At 70.2% G+C, this 13,025-nt stretch carries 17 protein-coding genes; 10 read left to right on the forward strand and 7 right to left on the reverse strand.

Features of this window, described 5'->3' with window-relative positions:
* Nucleotides 1–1,014: serine/threonine-protein kinase (locus tag AC31A1_RS32905; RefSeq protein ID WP_489656844.1), on the reverse strand; the 1,014-nt coding region annotated here is incomplete at its 3' end.
* Between the two features lie 316 nt (nucleotides 1,015–1,330).
* Here AC31A1_RS32905 and AC31A1_RS32910 point away from each other — a divergent pair.
* The 4 genes from AC31A1_RS32910 (at nucleotide 1,331) to AC31A1_RS32925 (ending at nucleotide 6,764) form a co-directional block, all read left to right on the forward strand.
* A complete protein-coding gene (locus tag AC31A1_RS32910) occupies nucleotides 1,331–2,686 on the forward strand; it encodes an aspartate aminotransferase family protein (protein ID WP_489656829.1) in 1,356 nt (451 codons plus the stop codon).
* A 179-nt stretch (nucleotides 2,687–2,865) separates the two neighbouring features.
* Nucleotides 2,866–3,570: a GntR family transcriptional regulator gene (locus AC31A1_RS32915; RefSeq protein ID WP_489656845.1), complete on the forward strand. Its 705-nt coding sequence runs from the start codon at nucleotides 2,866–2,868 to the stop codon at nucleotides 3,568–3,570.
* A gap of 26 nt (nucleotides 3,571–3,596) precedes the next feature.
* Nucleotides 3,597–6,023: a dolichyl-phosphate beta-glucosyltransferase gene (locus AC31A1_RS32920; protein WP_489656830.1), complete on the forward strand. Its 2,427-nt coding sequence runs from the start codon at nucleotides 3,597–3,599 to the stop codon at nucleotides 6,021–6,023.
* Nucleotides 6,024–6,113: 90 nt separating this feature from the next.
* Complete coding sequence (locus tag AC31A1_RS32925; protein ID WP_489656831.1) at nucleotides 6,114–6,764, forward strand: hypothetical protein; 651 nt, start codon at nucleotides 6,114–6,116, stop codon at nucleotides 6,762–6,764.
* A 31-nt stretch (nucleotides 6,765–6,795) separates the two neighbouring features.
* Here AC31A1_RS32925 and AC31A1_RS32930 read toward each other — a convergent pair whose 3' ends face one another.
* Nucleotides 6,796–7,530 (reverse strand): SDR family NAD(P)-dependent oxidoreductase, encoded by a 735-nt coding sequence (locus AC31A1_RS32930; RefSeq protein WP_489656832.1) that lies wholly within the window; start codon nucleotides 7,528–7,530, stop codon nucleotides 6,796–6,798.
* 88 nt (nucleotides 7,531–7,618) lie between these two features.
* Here AC31A1_RS32930 and AC31A1_RS32935 point away from each other — a divergent pair, with 88 nt between their 5' ends.
* The gene (locus AC31A1_RS32935) at nucleotides 7,619–8,245 is read left to right on the forward strand and encodes a TetR/AcrR family transcriptional regulator (RefSeq protein ID WP_489656833.1); all 627 of its coding nucleotides are present in this window, start codon (nucleotides 7,619–7,621) and stop codon (nucleotides 8,243–8,245) included.
* 44 nt (nucleotides 8,246–8,289) lie between these two features.
* Here AC31A1_RS32935 and AC31A1_RS32940 read toward each other — a convergent pair whose 3' ends face one another.
* Nucleotides 8,290–9,162 (reverse strand): MmyB family transcriptional regulator, encoded by an 873-nt coding sequence (locus AC31A1_RS32940; protein WP_489656834.1) that lies wholly within the window; start codon nucleotides 9,160–9,162, stop codon nucleotides 8,290–8,292.
* Between the two features lie 147 nt (nucleotides 9,163–9,309).
* On the opposite strand from AC31A1_RS32940, the gene AC31A1_RS32945 reads away from it, so the two are divergent.
* Nucleotides 9,310–9,525 (forward strand): tautomerase family protein, encoded by a 216-nt coding sequence (locus AC31A1_RS32945; RefSeq protein ID WP_489656835.1) that lies wholly within the window; start codon nucleotides 9,310–9,312, stop codon nucleotides 9,523–9,525.
* Nucleotides 9,526–9,529: 4 nt separating this feature from the next.
* Here AC31A1_RS32945 and AC31A1_RS32950 read toward each other — a convergent pair whose 3' ends face one another.
* The 3 genes from AC31A1_RS32950 to AC31A1_RS32960 form a co-directional block, all read right to left on the reverse strand.
* Nucleotides 9,530–9,820, reverse strand: coding sequence for a hypothetical protein (locus tag AC31A1_RS32950; protein WP_489656836.1), 291 nt, complete (start codon nucleotides 9,818–9,820; stop codon nucleotides 9,530–9,532).
* 95 nt (nucleotides 9,821–9,915) lie between these two features.
* Nucleotides 9,916–10,371 carry a PIN domain-containing protein gene (locus AC31A1_RS32955; protein ID WP_489656837.1) on the reverse strand — a complete coding sequence of 152 codons (456 nt, stop codon included), beginning with the start codon at nucleotides 10,369–10,371 and terminating at the stop codon, nucleotides 9,916–9,918.
* Entirely contained in the window at nucleotides 10,368–10,634 is a 267-nt protein-coding gene (locus AC31A1_RS32960; protein WP_489656838.1) for a cupin domain-containing protein, read from the reverse strand. Before AC31A1_RS32960 ends, AC31A1_RS32955 begins: the two co-directional genes overlap by 4 nt.
* 179 nt (nucleotides 10,635–10,813) lie before the next feature.
* Between AC31A1_RS32960 and AC31A1_RS32965 the strand changes: the two genes are divergently transcribed.
* Together AC31A1_RS32965 and AC31A1_RS32970 are read left to right on the forward strand one after the other, a co-directional pair.
* Nucleotides 10,814–11,173, forward strand: a complete 360-nt coding sequence (locus tag AC31A1_RS32965; RefSeq protein WP_489656839.1) for a hypothetical protein — start codon at nucleotides 10,814–10,816, stop codon at nucleotides 11,171–11,173.
* A complete protein-coding gene (locus AC31A1_RS32970; protein WP_489656840.1) occupies nucleotides 11,170–11,436 on the forward strand; it encodes a hypothetical protein in 267 nt (88 codons plus the stop codon). The genes AC31A1_RS32965 and AC31A1_RS32970 overlap by 4 nt, the downstream gene beginning before the upstream one ends.
* On the opposite strand, the gene AC31A1_RS32975 is transcribed toward AC31A1_RS32970, so the two are convergent.
* Nucleotides 11,408–11,833 carry a hypothetical protein gene (locus AC31A1_RS32975; protein ID WP_489656841.1) on the reverse strand — a complete coding sequence of 142 codons (426 nt, stop codon included), beginning with the start codon at nucleotides 11,831–11,833 and terminating at the stop codon, nucleotides 11,408–11,410. The two genes, AC31A1_RS32970 and AC31A1_RS32975, sit on opposite strands and share 29 nt — an antisense overlap.
* A gap of 116 nt (nucleotides 11,834–11,949) precedes the next feature.
* Here AC31A1_RS32975 and AC31A1_RS32980 point away from each other — a divergent pair, with 116 nt between their 5' ends.
* Both AC31A1_RS32980 and AC31A1_RS32985 read left to right on the forward strand, forming a co-directional pair.
* A complete protein-coding gene (locus AC31A1_RS32980) occupies nucleotides 11,950–12,795 on the forward strand; it encodes a helix-turn-helix domain-containing protein (protein ID WP_489656842.1) in 846 nt (281 codons plus the stop codon).
* Nucleotides 12,792–13,025, forward strand: a 234-nt coding sequence (locus tag AC31A1_RS32985) for a DUF397 domain-containing protein (protein WP_489656843.1), incomplete at its 3' end; no start/stop codon positions are given. The genes AC31A1_RS32980 and AC31A1_RS32985, both read left to right, overlap by 4 nt.

Below are 13,025 nucleotides of genomic sequence, written 5' to 3' on the forward strand. Positions count from 1 at the left end.
CTCGGAACCCTCCGCGCTCCCGGCCGCCGAACCGCCCTCCCCTCGCTCCCCCGGCTCGTCCTTCTCCGGATCCACCCGTTCCAGCTCTGTCGTCTCCGGGTCCTCCGTGTCCAGCAACTGCACGGCGTGCCGCCCGAGTTGGGCGACCAGGGCACCCGGCAGCCACGGGTCGCGGGAGCGGCCGCCGGAGACGGTGTCCTCGGCGCCCGTGCGGTCGAGGATGCGGTTGAGGGTGGGGCGGGTGGCCGGGTCCTTGCGGAGGCAGTCGCGGACGAGGTCGGCGATGCCCTCGGGGACGCCCGACAGGTCGGGTTCCTCCTGGGCGATGCGGAACATCAGGGCGTGGACACCGCTGTTCGCGGCGCCGAAGGGAAGGGTGCCGGTCGCGGCGTAGGCGAGGACGGAACCGAGGCAGAAGACGTCGCACGCCGGGGTGATGCGGTCGCCCCGCACCTGTTCCGGCGCCATGAAACCGGGCGAGCCGACCAGCGAGCCGGTGCGGGTGAGCCCGTCCCCGGCCTGTGTCTCCAGGGCCCGCGCTATGCCGAAGTCGATGACACGGGGGCCGTCGATGGTCACCAGCACATTGGACGGCTTGAGGTCGCGGTGGACGATGCCGGCAGCGTGGATGTCGTGGAGCGCGTGCGCGAGCCCGGCCGCGAGGATCCGTACCGACCGCTCGGGCAGTGCCCCGTGATCGCGCCCGACGACCTGTTGCAGGCTCGGCCCGGCGACGTACCCGGTGGCCACCCACGGCACCTCGGCCTCGGTGTCCGCGTCCAGCACGGGTGCCGTCCAGTGGCCGCCGACCCGCCGCGCGGCCCGCACCTCCTGCCGGAACCGCGCCCGGAACTCCTCCTGCGCGGCGAGGTCCTCCCGCACCAGCTTCACGGCGACCGTGCGTCCCCGGTCCGACCGGGCCAGGTACACGTGCCCCATGCCACCGGCTCCCAGCCGGGCCAGCAGCCGGTACGCCCCGATCCGCTGCGGATCGGCCGCCCCCAGTTTCTCCACGACCGCGCCGCCTCCCCTGAATTCCCCGGTCACGCCCCGGTCGCGCCCCTGTGCCCTGTGCTCCGCGACAGACCGAGAATAGTGCGGGGAATCGACGAGACGGCCGGCCCGGTGTCTACGGTTCCGTAACGGGAGACCCCGTCCCCCTCTGCAGGCTGGGGTCATTTCTAACCGGTCACATGGGTGGAAAGCGGTTAGTTTTACCCCCAGCTTCCAGCGGCCCCCCACACCGGTGGACAACCTGTCGCGGAAACCCCCCGACCACAGACAGGACGCCGATTCCGTTTCCGTATCGCGGACATTTACGCTCACCCGCATGACCCCTCAGCCCAACCCCCAGGCCGGCGCCGCCGTGAAGGCCGCGGACCGTGCGCACGTGTTCCACTCCTGGTCCGCGCAGGAGCTCATCGACCCGCTCGCCGTGGCCGGCGCGGAGGGGTCGTACTTCTGGGACTACGACGGCAAGCGCTACCTGGACTTCACCAGCGGGCTCGTCTACACGAACATCGGCTACCAGCACCCGAAGGTCGTCGCCGCGATCCAGGAGCAGGCCGCGACCCTCACCACCTTCGCGCCCGCCTTCGCGATCGAGGCCCGCTCGGAGGCGGCCCGGCTCATCGCCGAGCGGACACCCGGGGACCTGGACAAGATCTTCTTCACCAACGGCGGCGCGGACGCGATCGAGCACGCGACGCGCATGGCCCGGCTGCACACCGGCCGGCCCAAGGTGATGTCCGCCTACCGCTCTTACCACGGCGGTACGCAGCAGGCGATCAACCTCACCGGTGACCCCCGCCGTTGGGCCAGCGACAGCGCCGCCGCCGGGGTCGTGCACTTCTGGGCGCCCTTCCTGTACCGGTCCCGTTTCTACGCCGAGACCGAGGCGCAGGAGTGCGAGCGCGCGCTGGAGCACCTGGAGACGACGATCGCCTTCGAGGGGCCGGGCACGATCGCCGCGATCGTCCTGGAGACCGTTCCGGGGACGGCCGGGATCATGGTGCCGCCGCCCGGTTATCTCGCCGGGGTCCGTGAGATCTGCGACAAGTACGGGATCGTCTTCATCCTGGACGAGGTGATGGCCGGGTTCGGGCGGACCGGCGAGTGGTTCGCGGCGGACCTGTTCGACGTCGTACCGGACCTGATGACCTTCGCGAAGGGCGTGAACTCCGGCTATGTGCCGCTCGGCGGTGTCGCCATCTCCGGCGCGATCGCGGACACCTTCGGCAAGCGGCCCTACCCGGGCGGACTGACGTACTCCGGGCACCCGCTGGCCTGTGCCGCGGCCGTCGCGACGATCAACGTGATGGCCGAGGAGGGCGTCGTAGAGAACGCGAAGACCCTTGGTACGACGGTCGTCGAGCCCGCGCTGCGCGCGCTGGCCGAGCGGCACCCGAGCATCGGCGAGGTGCGCGGGGTCGGCATGTTCTGGGCGCTTGAGCTGGTGAAGGACCGGGAGACGCGCGAGCCGCTGGTGCCGTACAACGCGGCCGGTGAGGCGAACGCGGCGATGGCCGCCTTCGGGGCCGCCGCCAAGAAGCAGGGGCTGTGGCCGTTCATCAACATGAACCGCACCCACGTCGTCCCGCCGCTCAACGTGACCGAGGCCGAACTGAAGGAGGGCCTCGCGGCTCTGGACGCGGCGCTCTCCGTCGCGGACGAATTCACCGCGTAGAACGGCGTGCAATACGACGTGCAATACGGCGCCGAATACACCTCTTAGCACCCGGAATGGGCGGGTCCGTTCAACTGGTGCCCGCATCCGGGCAGGACGGGAACCCGAACGCGTAAGGTGGCGTGCTCGTAGACATATACGAGTACGCCATCGAACGCGACGAGGGAGACGCCCCGACGATGCCCGGAGGAAGCAGCGGCAGCGGCGCCGTGACCCGCAGCACCCTGCGGCAGCAGATCGCCGACGCGTTGCGCGACGAGGTCCTGGCCGGCCGGCTCCAACCCGGCCAGGAGTTCACGGTGAAGGAGATCGCCGAGCAGTACGGCGTCTCCGCGACTCCGGTCCGGGAAGCGCTCGTCGATCTCTCCGCGCAGGGACTCCTGGAAGCCGACCAGCACCGCGGCTTCCGCGTCCACGAGTACTCGGTGGCCGACCACCGCGGGATGATCGAGGCCCGCGCCCTGGTCACCGAGGGCATGTTCCTGGCCCTGGCCGAGGGGCACCCCGTCTTCGGCCGCACCGACGACCCCCGTACGGTCGCCGCGCTCGCCGGTGTCCGCCGCCGCGGCGAGGAGGCGCAGCGCGCCGCCGACGCCGGTGACCTCACCGTGCTGATCGGCTACGACCTGCGCTACTGGCGCGAGTTGAGCGCCATGTTCGGCAACCCCTACCTCGGCGACTTCCTGCACCGGCTGCGCGTCCAGTCCTGGGTGTGCACGGTGCAGCACCTGCGCCGGCTGAGCGATCTGCGCGGCCGCCTGTGGTCCGAGCACACCGAACTGGTCGACGCCCTGGCGCGCCGCGACACCCCGGCCGCGCGCGCGATCGTCCTGGCGTACAACACGCACTCCCTCGACCTCATCGAGCGGCTGGCCGCCCGGTGACCGGACCGGAAAGGGCCACTCCGGCCGTGGAGCCCAGTGTCGCCGTCGTGGACCTCAGTGTCGTCGTGCCCGCCTACAACGAGGAGCGGCGGCTCGGGCCGACGCTCGACGCGATCACCACGTACCTGGGCGACAACGAGGGCCGCTTCGGCGACTGGGAGATCATCGTCGCCGACGACGGCTCCGACGACGGGACCCGCGAGGTCGTCACCTCCCGCGCCGACCCGCGGGTGCAGCTGGTCACCAGCCCCCGCAACCGCGGCAAGGGCCACGCCCTGCGCCTCGGCGTCGCCGCCACGCGCGGACACCGGGTCCTGGTCACCGACGCCGATCTGGCCGCGCCCATCGAGGAGTTGGAGAAACTCGACAAGGAGCTGAGCGAGGGCCACGCGGCCGCGATCGGCTCCCGGGCCGCGCCGGGCGCGACGATCGAGAGCCACCAGCATCCGATACGCGAACTCCTGGGCCGCGCGGGCAACTTCCTCATACGCCAGGCCGCGGTGCCCGGCATACGCGACACCCAGTGCGGCTTCAAGCTCTTCGAGGGCGACCGCGCCCGCGAGGCCTTCGCCGCCTCCCGCATCAACGGCTGGGGCATCGACGTAGAGGTCCTCCAGCACTTCCGCCGCGCGGACTGGGAGGTCGCCGAGGTCCCGGTGCGCTGGGCCCACCAGTCCGGCTCGAAGGTACGGCCCCTCGACTACGCCAAGGTCCTCACCGAACTCGGCCGCCTGCGCGCCCGCTCCCTGCGCCCGGTCGACATCCTGGTCACCGTCCTCTTCCTCCTCATGTCGGTCGGCCTCTACTCGGGCCGCCTCTTCGACCCGGACCACCGCTACCTGGTCGACTCGCTCCAGGACCAGAACCAGTGGGAGTGGTTCTTCGCGGTCACGGCCGACAACGTGGCCCACCTCCACAACCCGCTCTTCTCGAACCTCCAGGGCTTCCCCGACGGCGTGAACCTCATGGCCAACACGGTCATGCTGGGCCTGTCGGTGCCCTTCGCGCCCCTCACCCTGCTGGCCGGCCCCGCGGTCTCGCTCAGCGTCTGCATGGCGCTCGGCCTCGCGGCCACGGCCGCCGCCTGGTACTGGCTGATCGTGAAGCGTGTCGTACGGCAACGGGCCGCGGCCTTCGTCGGCGCCTCGCTGGCGGCCTTCGCCCCGCCGATGGTCAGCCACGCCAACGCGCACCCGAACTTCGTCATCCTCTTCATGATCCCGCTGATCATCGACCGCGCCCTGCGCCTGTGCGCGGGCACCCGGGTCGTCCGCGACGGCGTCGTCCTCGGCGTGATGGCGGCCTACCAGGTCTTCCTCGGCGAGGAACCGCTCCTCCTCGCGTCGATCGGCATGGTCCTGTTCGCCGCGTCGTACGGAGTCCTCAACAGGGATGTCGTCCGCGCGTCCTGGCGCCCACTCCTCAAGGGCCTGGGCATCGCGGCCGGGGTCTGCGCGCCGGTCATCCTGATCCCGCTCTACTACCAGTTCATGGGCCCGCAGAGCTACAAGAGCGTCCTGCACGGCGACAACGCCGGCAACAGCCCGCTCGCCCTGCTCTCCTTCGCCGAACGCTCCCTGATCGCGGGCAACGAGGTCCGCGCGAACTCCCTCTCCCTCAACCCCACCGAGCAGAACGCCTTCTACGGCTGGCCGCTCGTCGCCCTCGCCTTCGCCATCGTCGTACGCCTGTGGGAGCACGCCCTCGTCAAGGCGCTGGCGTTCACGGCGGTCGCGGCGGCGATCCTCTCCATGGGCCCCAAGATCCGCATCCCGCTCACGGACACGGTCTACCCCGGCCCCTGGGCCCTGCTCGCCCACAAGCCGCTCTTCGAGTCGGTGATCGAGGGCCGGGTCGCGATGATCTGCGCACCGGCACTCGGCATGCTGCTGGCGATCGCGGTCGACAAGCTGGCGGTCACACGCCAGATCGGCACGCAGTACATCGGTCTGCTCGCCGTCTGCGTGGCCGTGATCCCGATCATCCCCGCGCCCCTGAAGGCGGTCGACCGGGCGGCGGTACCGGCCTTCTTCACGGACGGCACCTACAAGTCGTACGTCCGCGCCGGCGAGTCCATCGTCCCGGTCCCGCTGGCCGACCCCGGCGCAGCGGAGCCCCTGCACTGGCAGACGGCGTCCGGCCTCGGCTTCAAGATGCCGGGCGGCTACTTCAACGGCCCCTACGGCGACGACCGCATCGGCATCTACGGCGCCTCGCCCCGCTACACCTCCAACATGCTGCGGGACGTCCGCTACACCGGCGTCATCCCCACCATCGGCAAGAACTGGCAGGCGCAGGCCAAGGCCGACTTCGCGTTCTGGCACGCGGGGGCGCTGGTGATCGCGCCGCAGCCCAACGACGACAAGCTCCGCACCGCTGTGGAGAAGCTGGTCGGCAAACCCGGTAAGTGGGTGGACGGCGTGTGGGTATGGGACCTGCACGAGGGGAGCTGACCCGGGCCGCACCGACTACTCTTCCCCCTACTCTTGCCTGACCACCATGCGAGATCCACGATGCGCAGCGAGTAACCGAGGAGCCCCCTTTTGGCCTGTGACCTGTGGCTGGTCCCGCTCGTCGACGTGTTGTGCCACACCCCCGACAATCCGTTCGCCGAGGAACTCGCGCTCTACAACTCCCTGTTGGCCGAGGCCGGGCTCCCCCCGGTGCCGGTGTACCAGTACATGCCGGGCCTGTCCGGCGAGGTCGCGCCGGTCGCGGGTTTCGACTACGACGCGCTGCACTTCCTGCGCCGGGCCTACCTCCTCCAGGTCTGCGGTCTCCCGGTGACACCGGTCGACGAACTGGGCGGCGACTACGAACAGCTCCTGGAGATGTTCGAGACCACGGCCCAGCAGTCGCACCTGGTCTGGCACTACGACCACGCGGGCGCCTACGTCCCGGTCGACTTCCCGCACCCGCTCGCGAACGACGAACTCCTCGCCGGCGGCGGCCCGTTGGGCTCGTCCCAAACCCTGCTCCGCGAGCTGGAGTTCGTGGCCCCGACGATCGGCATCGACCCGGCGAACCCACCGGCGACGCCCGAACCCCCCTCCGCTCCCACGGAGTTGGAGGAACCGGCGGTGGCCGCACCGTACGACCCCAGCCCGTTCGCCCGCGAGCGGCACGTGTGGCTGGGCCTGCACGCGGCGGCGACGCGGAGCCTGGCCCAGGGCTCGATGATCGTGTTCAGCTAGTACTCCACGATCCTGCTCACGCTCCTCCCGGCTAGACGGCGGTGCGTCCGGCGTCGGCCGCGAGGGTGGCGCCGGTGAGGTAGCTCGCGCGGTCCGAGGCGAGGAAGAGGATCACCTCGGCGATCTCACGCGGGGCCGCCAGCCGGCCGAGCAGGGTGGTCTTCGCGAACTGCACGGCATTCTCCTCACCCATGTTCGCCAGGACCATGTCGGTCCGCGTGGGACCGGGCGCGACGGTGTTCACGCGCACGCCCGCCGGACTGAACTCGGCCGCCCAGGTGCGCGTCAGCGACTCCAGCGCGGCCTTGGTGGCGCTGTAGACGGACAGCCCGGGCAGGCCGATCCGGGCGGCCATGGTGCTGACGTTGACGATGGAGCCGGAGCCCTTGGCGATCATCGCGGGAACCAGGGCCGCGGTGAGGAGGTACGGGGCGCGGACGTTGGCCGCGAGGGTCTCGTCGAGCGTGCCCGGGTCCTGGTCCACGGTCGGCGCTCCGGGGAAGATCGCCGCGTTGTTGACCAGGATGTCGACCGGCCCGGCCGCGTCGGCGAGGCGGCGCAGCGCGGCCGGGTCGGTGAGGTCGGCGGCGACGAAGCGCGCCCTGCCGCCGGTGTCCGTGATCGACCGTACGGTCGCGGCCCCGCGCTCGGCATCGCGGCCGGAGACGACGACCTCGGCGCCGGCCGCGGCCATCAGCCGTGCCGTCTCGGCGCCGATGCCACCCGTCGAGCCGGTGACGAGGGCGACCTTGTCGGAGAGTTCCATGGCGAGTCCTTCCAGGAATGGGTTGTGCGACCCACACTGGTCCGAAAAAAATGGGTTGTCCAATCCAGAATCTGCTAGCGTGGCGGGCATGAGTACCGAGGTACGCCGGCCCCCCGAGAAGAAGCTGACCCGCAAGGGGCAGGAGACCCGGCGCCGGATCGTGGCCGCCGCCGCGCAGCTCATGTACGAGCGGGGCGTGACCGAGGCGACGCTGGAGGACGTGCGGGCGGCCGCCGGGGTGAGCGGCTCGCAGATCTACCACTACTTCGCCGACAAGCAGGAACTGCTGCTGGCCGTGATCGAGTTCCAGACCGAGGCGGTGCTGGACATGCAGAAACCGCTCTTCGCCGGGCTCGACACCATGCAGGGCCTACGGCAGTGGCGGGACGCTCTGGTGGAGTACCAGCTCCGGATGCAGTGCCGCGGCGGCTGCCCGATAGGCTCCCTCGGCAGCGAGATCGCCGAGACCAACCCCGAGGCACGGCTCGCCGCGGCCAGCGGCTTCCTGCGCTGGGAGTCGGCGATCCGCGGCGGCCTCCAGACGATGCACGACCGCGGTGAACTCGACACCGACCCCGACGACCTCGCCCTCGCGACGCTCGCCGCGCTCCAGGGCGGCCTTCTGCTCACCCAACTGCAGCGCCAGGTCAGGCCGTTGGAAGTGGCGCTGGACGCGATGCTCGACCACATCGAGGCGCACCGGAAGCTCACCTGAGGCGAGCGCGAGGGGTGCCCGTCCCGTTGCGTCGGCCGGTGGTCTCAGCCGGTGGTGCGGGAGGTGTTCTCGTCCGCCGCCATGTCCTGTGTGCCGATGACGCCGAGCAGTTCGAGCTGGGCGGCGCCCTCGGTGCCGGGCGGGGCCGTGAACCACAGGAGGCGCTGGCGGCCGTCCTCGCTGAACAGGCTGTGGCAGTCCAGCTCGATGACGCCCAGCGCGGGGTGCACGATGCGCTTGTGATCGGCGCGACGCAGGCCCACGTCGTGGGTGTCCCACAGGGCGGCGAACTCCGGGCTGCGCCGCCGCAGCGCGGCCGTCATCCCGGCGACCTCGCTGTCACGGCTGCGGCGGGCGGCCACCGCGTGCAGGTCGGCGACGAAGACGCGTGAGTGGTGCGCGTGGTCCTCGGGCGGGTAGACCGCGCGAGCGGCCGGATCGGTGAACCAGCGGTACGCGAACCCGGTGGCGGGCCCGCGCGGCTCCGGCGCCCGCCCGAGCAGCGCCGCGGCCAGTTCGTTCTGTACGAGAGTCTCGTGCAGGTCGGTGATGACCTGGGCCGGGGTGGTGGCCAGCCGGTCCAGCAGCCCGAGCAGGGCGGGCTGGACGTGCCGCGCGCCCACGCCGTGCGCCGACTCGGGCAGCGGCCGGTCGGCGAGGTGGAACAGATGGTCGCGCTGGTCACCGCCGAGGCGCAGCGCGCGGGCGAGGGCGGCCAGCGTCTGGGCCGAGGGCTGGGCGCCACGTCCCCGCTCCAGCTCGGTGTAGTAGTCGGCGGACAGCCCCGCCAGCTGCGCGACCTCCTCGCGCCGCAGTCCGGGCACCCGGCGCCGGGGCCCGACGGGCAGCCCGACATCGGCCGGCCGGACCCGGTCACGCCGGGACTTGAGGAACGCCGCGAGCTCGGGAAGGTTCACCCGCCCATCGTCTCCTCTCCACGAGATCGGAGCCAGGGGCCGCCAACCCCTGGGTGGGCTCAGCCCTGGCGAGGCGGGCGACGCGGACGGATGGTTGCCCCATCCCGCAAGAGCACCACACGAAGCACCACGAGGAAAGAGAGCACCATGCCTTTCGCGAACTTCAAGGTCCCCGCCGGCGCCGTCACCGCGGAGCAGAAGGAGCAGATCATCACGCGCACCACGGACCTGTACGCCGAGATCTTCGGCGACGGCGCCCGCGCCACCACGCTCGTCCTGGTCGAAGAGGTCGCCGACGCGGGCTGGGGCATCGGCGGCGGCGTCCTGACCCTCGCCAAGATCCAGGGGACGCCGCAGGAGTGAGGGCCTAGCGGATCTTGGAGAGGCCGCTCGTGACATCCTCCGCGTTCATCACCGGGGTGTAGGTCAGCTCGGCACCCAGGTTGAGGAAGAACGGCTCACTGATCGACGGGATGTCGGAGGGGTCCTTCAGGTCGAAGAACAGGAACGCGGTGCGCTTGCCGCCGTCGGCGGTGAAGTAGGCCGCCTCGGGCTTGATCTGCTCCATGGACTCCTCCATGAGCTTCCCGAGAGTCCCGTTGCGGATGGCCTCGTTCCCCTTCTCCGTGTCCATGGACGCTTTCAGCATCATGCGCATCGCAGTCACCTTCTTCTGGTTGGCGTGCGCGGGTGGACGCATTCAGGATATGCCCGGACAAAGGGGGCGGCCCGGTGGGGGCGCCCCCTTTGCGGTCAGCTCTGCTCGACGATCCGGATCGTGCGGATACCGGTACCGCGATACCGGATGGGCGTCCTGGTCAGGACAGATCGGCCGCGCGGCCACTCGACGGTGGGCAGGGCGAGGTGCAGGACATGGGCGCCGCTCCAGTCGGCCTCGCCCTTGTCGCCTTCACCTTCACCCTCGGCGTCGCGGGGAACCCGCAGCCGCTTGCCCACGGCGGCCGCCGCCGCGAAGTCGAGCCCCTCGATGGCCACGGACGGCAACGCGCCGACATGTTCGGCGACCCCAGCCCGCTCCCGCTCGGCGGCGGCGAGACTGAGCGCCGGGATGTAGACCCGCAGGGCGGGGTCCTTCTCGGCCTCGACAACGAGCCGGGAGGCCATGATGTTGCCCGCACCGAGCGCCAGCGCGGCGGTGTCGTCGAAGATGACGGCACGAGGCAGCGGGTACCGCTCCTCCCCCGTCACTGGACCTCCCCGATACGCCCGGCTTCGAGGTCGGCCCACAGCTTCTCGCCGGCCCTCTCGTCCTCCTCCGTGTAGGGCCTGCCGAGGAAGTGCTCCTCCACATACGCCCTGGTCTCCTCATACCGCTTGCGCAGTTCTTCCTTGGTGGGCGTGGCCCCGGCCAGCTCGGCCACGAGGTCCCGCATGGTGATCCCGCGCTCCCGAGCAAGCTCCTGGAGACGGTCCCGGACAGCGGGGTCGACCTTGATCGTGGTGTCAGCCATGAGCAAAGTATACCGGCGGTATACCTTCTCCGGGCGTACGAGTGTGACGGTCATCGACACTCCGTTTCTTTCGAAAGACCGGCACTGCACGGACGCGCGGCCGGGAGTCTGCGAGGCGCTTACGCGAGCGCGATGCGCGCTAGAGTCCAGACCAGCGACGCCACGAAGGGAACAGCAGCATGAGCGTGCAACACGCCGAACATGACGACGTCCCCGCGATCCCCCGCCCGGACCGCACCCCGCGTGGGCTGCGCGCGGCCTGCGCCATCGTGGCCCCGCATCTGCTCCCCTCTTACGACCAGGCCAAGGACCAGGCCCTCACCGAGGCGTTGCAGCACAACTCGGTCAGACCCGTCCACGCCTATCTCGCACACTGGGCCACCCTGATCGAGATCGAGCGACACCCCGCGACAGCCCGGGCCTACCATCGCGCCGAGTACCTTGCGCGGATCGCGACCACGCCGGACGAGGCGCGCGCGCACCTGACCACCGCGAGCGTCATCTACCGCGAGGCGGCCGGGGCGGTGCGCGACACGTGAGTTGGGCTTGCGAATACGTCCCCGACGAGGAGACGGTGGCATCCGGGGCGCCACCCGCATTCCTGGCCGCGGTCGAGAAGATGGCCGACGAGTTGGTCAGAGCCGCCGAGGCACTGCATCTCCACGGCCCCGCCTACCAGGACAGCGACGAGGGAGCGAAGCACGCGTTCGTGGACGGCGGCTTCTTCGTGTACATGGTCACGCCCCGCGCGGAACTGGTCACCATCTGGCAGATCACACCTGATCCAGGTCTGGACGCCTGACCTCTCCCCACCCTTCCAGCGCAGAGTGCAGCAACAGCGTGTGGACGAAGTGGTCCGGTGCGGTCGGGCGGTAGCGCCAAGTCAGGGGCCAGGTATGGCCGTTGAGGGCCGGTACCGGGATGTACGAGACGTGGTTCGGGCCGGCGGTGAGGCGGGTTACTCCGGGTGGCCAGGGGCGGTGGGAGGTGCTGCCGACCGGGACCAGGAAGTAGACGGCCCTGTTGCCCGTCACCTCCTCCACGACCGGCCCCGGCGCCCCTCCCGTCATGCGCGCGAGCCTGTCCGCGAGGTCTCTGCCCTCGTCGCCGTCCACCCGTACCGCGTCGAACTGGACCCCCGCCTTGCGGAGTTGGATGCCGGTTGCGGGGATCCATTTCAGGTCACTTTGCGTATCCATGCGGATAGTTTCGGCAGTCACAGCTACCGTCTTCCATAACTCTGCGTCGACCGTCCGCAACGGTTGGATACGGGTGCGGGGTGCTGTTGACCGGTTGAGTTCGGTTGAGTTCGGGGGTGACCGCGATGGCGCGGGCGGAGAACAAGTCGGAGGCGAGCGGGGTGGCGCATCTCGTCGCCCTCCTCGCGAAGGCACTGCGTGAGCAACAGGGGCTCACGCAAGTGGAGTTGGGCAAGATGACCGGCTACACCGGGTCCGCCATCAGTGCGATGGAGACCTGCGCGCAGCCCGCGAGCGACAAGATGCTCGCCAAGTTGGAGGAGCAGGTCGGAGGTGGGCTCGGGGTCTTCGAAGAGGCGCGCAAGTGGATGCTGTTCGAGAAGTACCCGACCCGTTTCCGTGGGTTCGCGGAGATCGAGGCAGGGGCCATCACGATCTCGTCGTACGAGACGCTGGTCGTCGACGGCCTGTTCCAGACCGAGGCCTACGCGCGGGCGTTGATCGGGGGCGGCTATCCGCCGGTGTCCGAGCAGAAGCGAGAAGAACTAGTCGAGGCGCGGCTGGCTCGCAGGAGACTCTTCGACCGGGACCCGACCCCGATGATTGAGCTGATCCTCGAAGAGAGCGTGCTGCGGCGGCCGTTCGGCAACTGGGACGTACAGCGGGAGCAGTTGCGTTCGCTCGCCGAGGACGCACAGCGCGACAATGTATGTGTTCAGGTGCTGCCGTTGGATCGCGGGCTGCGCGGAACGTACGCGGGGGCCCGTGGCTCCATGAAGCTCGTGGTGACCAAGGAGCACGAGCACGTTGTGTACTTGGAGATCGAGGACCAGGGCATCCTGGTCAGCGATCCGCCGGAAGTATCCCAACTGACGCACCGCTATGCGAAGATCCGCGCACAGGCTCTGAGCCCCGACGACTCCCTGAGCCTCATCGAGCGGTTGGCAGGAGAAGAGAGATGAGCGGCACCCGCGCCCTGCGGTGGTTCAAGTCCAGCTACAGCGACAGCGGCGGCGGGAACTGCGTCGAAGTCGCCTACGACTGGCGCAAGTCCTCGTACAGCGACGACGGCGGCGGGAACTGCGTCGAGATAGCCACCTGCCCCCACACCACCCACATCCGCGACTCCAAGAACCCGGACGGCCCGACCCTCACCGTTGCCGCCGCCTCCTGGACCGCCTTCCTCCCTACC

Source organism: Streptomyces sp. P5F9, from assembly GCF_057961495.1.